Here is a 5,474-nt window from a genome sequence, read left to right as displayed (position 1 = left end):
CTTGCGCTGGTGGCCGCAGATCTCGCGCGGCCCGAGCGCGTGCCCGGCGCCGCCCTCACCACCCGGCTCGTCTGGGACCATACCGTGACGGCCCGGCAGACGCGCGCCGATCTCGCATCCTTCCGCGCGGCGGCCCGCACCGACCCCTGGGCCGGACGCACGGATGCCTTTGCGCGTCTCGGGCAGGCGGAGCTTCGCATCCTCTTCGTGGAAAGCTACGGGCGGGCGAGCTTCGACAATCCGCTCTATGCCTCCCATGCCGCCCTCCTGCGGGCGGCTGAGGCCGGGATCGCGGCGCAGAGCCTCGCCATGCGGTCGGGCTGGCTCGGCTCGCCGGTTGCGGGCGGGCAGAGCTGGCTCGCCCACGCCACGCTGGCCTCGGGCCTGCGGATCGACGGCGCCATCCGCTACCGCGCCCTGATCGCAAGCCCGCGCAAGACCCTGTTCGAGCTGGCGCAGGACGCGGGGCGGAGCACGCTGGCCGTCATGCCCGGCATCACCCGCGCCTGGCCCGAAGGCCAGCGGCTCGGCTTCTCGCGCCTTCTGGATGCCGAGGGGCTGGGCTACCGGGGGCGGCCCTTCAACTGGGTCACCATGCCGGACCAGTTCACTTTGACGGCCTTCGACCGGCTCGGGCCCGAGGCGTCGCGGGTGGCGCAGATCGTGCTCCTCTCGAGCCACGCGCCCTGGGTGCCCGAGCCGCGGCTGGTGCCGTGGGAGGCGGTGGGCGACGGGCGGATCTTCGACGATCAGGCCAAGGCAGGCGATCCGCCCGAGGTGGTCTGGCGCGATCCCGACCGGGTGCGGGCCGCCTACAGCCGGTCGCTCGCCTATGCGCTGCGAACGGCGACGGCCCATGCGGCCCGGTCGGGCGCGGGTGCCTTGACGCTGATCCTCGGCGATCATCCGCCCGCGCCCTTCGTCTCGGGCATCGAGGGGCGGGACGTGCCCGCCCATCTGATCGGCCCGCCCGAGCTTCTGGCCGCCTTCGACGGCTGGGGCTGGACCGAGGGCCTGATCCCGGCGCGGGCCCTGCCCGCCCTGCCGATGGAGGCCTTCCGCGACCGCTTCCTCGAGGCCCTCTCCGGCCCCCCATGAGCGGTCGGTGAGCGCCTGCGGGCGGATCCGGGGCTGGTGGACTTGTCCGCGCAGCGCAATGCCCTAGGGTTGAACCGACGGGGCAGACGGGAGATTGGCGCAGTGCGGGTGAACAGGCGGGGCGTGCTGGGCTTCGGGATGGGCGGACTGGCGCTGCGGGGCCTCATGGGCGGGCTCGGCCCGGCGCTGGCCCTGTCGGGCGGCGCGGCACGGGCGCAGACGGCGGTGGCCCTGCAACTGTCCTGGCTCCATTCGGTCCAGTTCGCGGGCAGCTATCTGGCCCAGGCCCGCGGCTACTGGCGCGAGGAAGGGCTGGAGGTGTCGCTGCAACCCGGCGGTCCGAATGCGCCGGTCGAGCCGCCGGTCGTCTCCGGTCAGGCACTGGTGGGGATCTCGGCCGCCGACTACACCGCCGCGGCCGTGGCGCAGGGCGCGCCCTTCCGCATCCTTGCCGTCGCCATGCAGAAGAATCCGTTCGCCATCGCCTCGCTGCCGGCCAATCCGGTGCGCACGCCCGCGGATCTGCCGGGCAAGCGGATCGGCATGGCGCTGGCCAACATGCCGGTGCTGAAGGCGCTCTGCGCGCTGAACGGGATCGATGCGGCCGGGATCGAGGTGGTGCCCACGCAATATGACGCGGCGCCCCTGCTCGCGGGTCAGGTCGATTGTCTGCTCTGCTGGGCCACCGACCTGCCGGTCGCCATGGCGGTGCGCGGCATCGAGGCCGTCACGATGCTGATGGCCGATCACGGCTATGCCCTGCATTCCCAGACCTACATCGCGACAGACGAGGCCATCGCCTCGCGGCGCGCCGAGCTGGTGGGGCTCCTGCGCGGCGAGGCGCGGGGCTGGCAGGCCTGCCGCGCCGATCCCGACGCCGCTCTGGCCCTGACGCTCGAGAGCCATCCCGATGCGGGCCTCGAGGCGGCCGTGCAGGCGCTGCAGCTCGACCGGCAGCTGCCGCTGATGGTCTCCGACCTGACCGAGGCCCATGGCTTCGGCTGGTTCACCGACGAGACGGTGGCCGCCAACATCCGCACATTGGCCCTTCTGGGGCGCGAGGTGAGCCCCGACCTCTGGGACCGCTCGCTTCTCGAGGAAGCGCATGGCTGAGGCGCCCCCCGAGGTCACCTGCCAGGGCCTTGCCCGCACCTATGGGGCGGGGCCCGACGCGGTCGAGGCGGTGCGTCCCCTGACCCTCACCTTCGCCGCGGGCCAGACCACGGCGCTCGTCGGCCCCTCGGGCTGCGGGAAATCCACGCTCCTGCGGATGATCGCGGGGCTCGAGGAGCCCTCGGCGGGCAGCGTCGGCATCGGCGGGCAGCCGCCCCTTGCGGTGCGCCGCCGGGGCGGGCTTTCGGTGGCGTTCCAGGAGGCGGCGCTTCTGCCCTGGCGGACGGTCGAGGGCAATGTGGCGCTGGCCTTGCGGCTTGCGCGACGGCCCGCCGATCCTGCGGCGGTCGCGGGGCTGATCCGGCTCGTGGGCCTCGAAGGGTTCGAGCGCCGCCGCCCGGCCGAACTGTCCGGGGGGATGCGCCAGCGCGCGGCCATCGCCCGCTGCCTCGTGACCGCGCCCGGTCTCCTCCTTCTCGACGAGCCCTTCGGCTCGGTCGATGAACTCACCCGCCTGCGGCTGAACCTCGACCTGCCGCGGCTCTGGCAGGAGCGGGGCACGACGACGATCCTCGTCACCCATTCGGTCTCCGAGGCGGTGCTCCTGTCCGACCGGGTGCTCGTGCTGTCGCCGCGGCCCGCGGCGGTGGTGGCCGACATTCCCGTGCGCCTGCCGCGCCCGCGGCGGGCGGCGATGGTGCGCGAGACGCGGTTCCTCGATCTCGTGGACGAGATCGCCGCGGGTCTCTCGGAGGGAGGGGCGGCAGCCGACCGGCCGCTCGCCGCCCAATGAGCGGCCGTCTCCTCGTGGGCCTGTTGCTGTTGCTCCTGTGGGAGATGGCGGCGCGGACGCTGGCGGGCACGCATCTTCTGGCGGGGCCGGTCGACGTGGCAGGCTGGCTCTTCCAGCATCGCGGGCTGGTCGGTCGCGCGCTGGCCGTGACCGCGGGCGAGGCGGCGCTGGGGCTTCTTCTGGGCACGCTCGCGGCCGTGCTGCTGGCGGCGCTGGCCGTCCTCGCGCCGCGCCGGGTGGCGGCGGTGATCTCGCTTTTGATGCTCTTTCTCTTCTGCCTGCCGCTGGTGGCCACGGGCCCCCTCCTGCGCGTGCTCTGGGGGCCGGGCCTCGGGCCGCAGGTCACGCTGGCGGCGCTCGCCGTGACCTTCACCAGCTATCTGGCGCTTCTCGTGGGTCTCCGCGCCGCGCCGCCGGTCTGGCTCGACCTCGTGCGCAGCTACGGGCGCGGGCGGCTGTCGGAGCTCTGGCATGTGCGGGCCCGCGGGGCGCTGCCCTATGTCATGGCCGGGCTCCAGATCGCGGCGCCCGCGGCCTTTCTCGGCGCGCTGGTGGGAGAGTTCACCGGCGCCGAGCGCGGTCTCGGACTGCTGGTGATCCGGGCGCTGCGCGAGCTGGACGCGCCGGCCACCTGGGGCCTCGCCACCGTCGCGGCCGGGGTGACGGTGGCGGCCCATGCGGCGATCGCCGCGGTCGGGCGCAGGCTGCAGGCCGAGCCGCCGCTGATCCTCGCGGCCGCCCCGGGCCGGCTCGAGGGGCCGCTGCCGGTCCTCGCCGCGCTGGCGCTGGGGCTCTTCCTCTGGGCGGGCGCGATGGAGGCCGCAGGCCTCAGCCCCTTCTTCGCCAAGCGGCCCTGGGATGTCTGGGCCTTTCTCTTCACCGATCCCGAGGCCATGGCCCACCGCGCAGAGCTGGCTCTCGCCCTGGCGCAGACGCTGCGCGTGGCCGTGCCGGGCTACCTGGCGGGGCTTCTGGCGGGGGCGGGCCTCGCGGCGCTGGTGATCCTCGCCCCGCGGGCCGAGGCGGCGGTGCTGCCCGTGGCCGTGGCGCTCAGGGCGATCCCCATCGTGACCACCGCGCCGCTTCTGGTGCTGGCGCTGGGGCGCGGGCCCGCGGGCACGGTGACCATCGTTGCGGTCATGATCTTCTTCCCGACCCTCGTCGCCTGCCTTCAGGGGATGCGCCAGACGCCGCGGGCCGTCCTCGACCTCTTCGAGAGCCATGCAGCCGGCCGTGGCGCGCGCCTTCTCCATGCGCAATTGCCCGCGATGCTGCCCGCCTTCTTCGCCTCGGCGCGGATGGCGGTTCCCGCGGCGATCCTCGCCGCGACGACGGCGGAATGGCTGGCCACCGGCACAGGCCTCGGCGCATTGATGGCCGTCACCGCTTCGACCTCGGCCTACGGGATGCTCTGGAGCGCCACCCTCGTCATCGCGCTGGCCGCCTGCCTCGCCTGGGGCGCGCTCGGTCTTCTTGAACGCGCGGTCCTTTCGCGCACGGCGGCGGAGCAGCTGGCATGAGGGCGGTCTTCGCCATTCCCGGGGATCCCGAGCGCCGCTCGGGCGGCTTCCTCTACGAACGCTCCCTGCTCCGCGCGCTGAACGAGAGCGGCCGCGAGGTCGCCTATCTGCGCCTTCCCGCGGGCTTTCCCGATCCCGATCCGGCCGAGACCGCCGAGGCGGCGGGCCTGCTTGCGGCCGTCCCCGAGGGGGTCCCGGTGATCCTCGACGGGCTCGTGCACGGCGCGATCGAGACGGAGGCGCTGGCGCGGATGCGCGCGCCGGTCGTGGCCATGACCCACCATCCGCTGGCGCTCGAGACGGGCCTGCCGCCCGACCGTGCCGCCCTCCTGCGCGCGCGGGAGCGGGCGAACCTCGCGCTTGCCGCCCATGTGCTGGTGCCGAGCCCGCATACGGCGCGGCTCCTCGTGCAGGAATACGGCGTGCCCGCCGAGCGGATCACGGTGGCGCTGCCGGGCTTTCCGCCCCCCGATCCGGTGCGCGCGCCCGTGCAGCCGCCGCTGATCCTGTCTGTGGGGATCCTCGTGCCGCGCAAGGGGCACGACGTGCTGCTCGAGGCGCTGGCGCGGATCCGGGATCTGGACTGGCAGGCGCGCATCGTCGGAGCGCCGTGGTTTCCCGAGACGGCCGCGGCGCTGCAGGCGCAGCGGACGGCTCTGGGGCTCGAGGCGCGGGTCTCCTTCACCGGCGAGCTCGGCGAGGCCGATCTGCGCGCCCTCTTCCGACAGGCCACGCTCTTCGCGCTGGCCACACGGCACGAGGGCTACGGCATGGTCTTTCCCGAAGCCCTCCTGCACGGATTGCCCATCGTCGCCTGCGCCACGGGGGCGGTGCCCGACACGGTGCCTGCCGATGCGGGGCTTCTGGTGCCGCCCGACGATCCGACAGCCTTCGCGGCGGCACTCCGCCGCCTGCTGGAGGACGCCCCCACCCGGCAGCGCCTGGCCGGG

Annotated in this window: 4 protein-coding genes and 1 pseudogene; all 5 read left to right on the top strand. The window is 74.2% G+C overall.

The features are described 5' to 3' along the window. A partial coding sequence (locus A9O63_RS18265; protein ID WP_069333195.1) for a sulfatase occupies positions 1–1,098 on the top strand: 1,098 nt, incomplete at its 5' end. A gap of 108 nt (positions 1,099–1,206) precedes the next feature. After that, complete coding sequence (locus A9O63_RS18260) at positions 1,207–2,211, top strand: ABC transporter substrate-binding protein (protein WP_069333196.1); 1,005 nt, start codon at positions 1,207–1,209, stop codon at positions 2,209–2,211. Positions 2,212–2,269: 58 nt separating this feature from the next. After that, positions 2,270–3,004: pseudogene (locus A9O63_RS18255) on the top strand (ABC transporter ATP-binding protein); the annotation flags it as partial. Further along, positions 3,001–4,524 (top strand): ABC transporter permease, encoded by a 1,524-nt coding sequence (locus tag A9O63_RS18250; RefSeq protein WP_069333193.1) that lies wholly within the window; start codon positions 3,001–3,003, stop codon positions 4,522–4,524. The pseudogene A9O63_RS18255 and the gene A9O63_RS18250, both read left to right, overlap by 4 nt. Further along, on the top strand, positions 4,521–5,474 hold a 954-nt coding region (locus A9O63_RS18245; protein WP_069333192.1), incomplete at its 3' end, for a glycosyltransferase family 4 protein. The genes A9O63_RS18250 and A9O63_RS18245, both read left to right, overlap by 4 nt.

The sequence above is a fragment of the Cereibacter johrii genome (assembly GCF_001720585.1).
GTDB lineage: Bacteria > Pseudomonadota > Alphaproteobacteria > Rhodobacterales > Rhodobacteraceae > Cereibacter_A > Cereibacter_A johrii.
Note: the sequence above shows the minus strand (reverse complement) of the source record. Positions and strands in the feature narration are given on the sequence as shown.

Coding starts and splice junctions, on each gene's coding strand:
- A9O63_RS18250 (WP_069333193.1), top strand. CDS start 3,001: ATGAGCGGCCGTCTCCTCGTGGGCCTGTTGCTGTTGCTCCTGTGGGAG.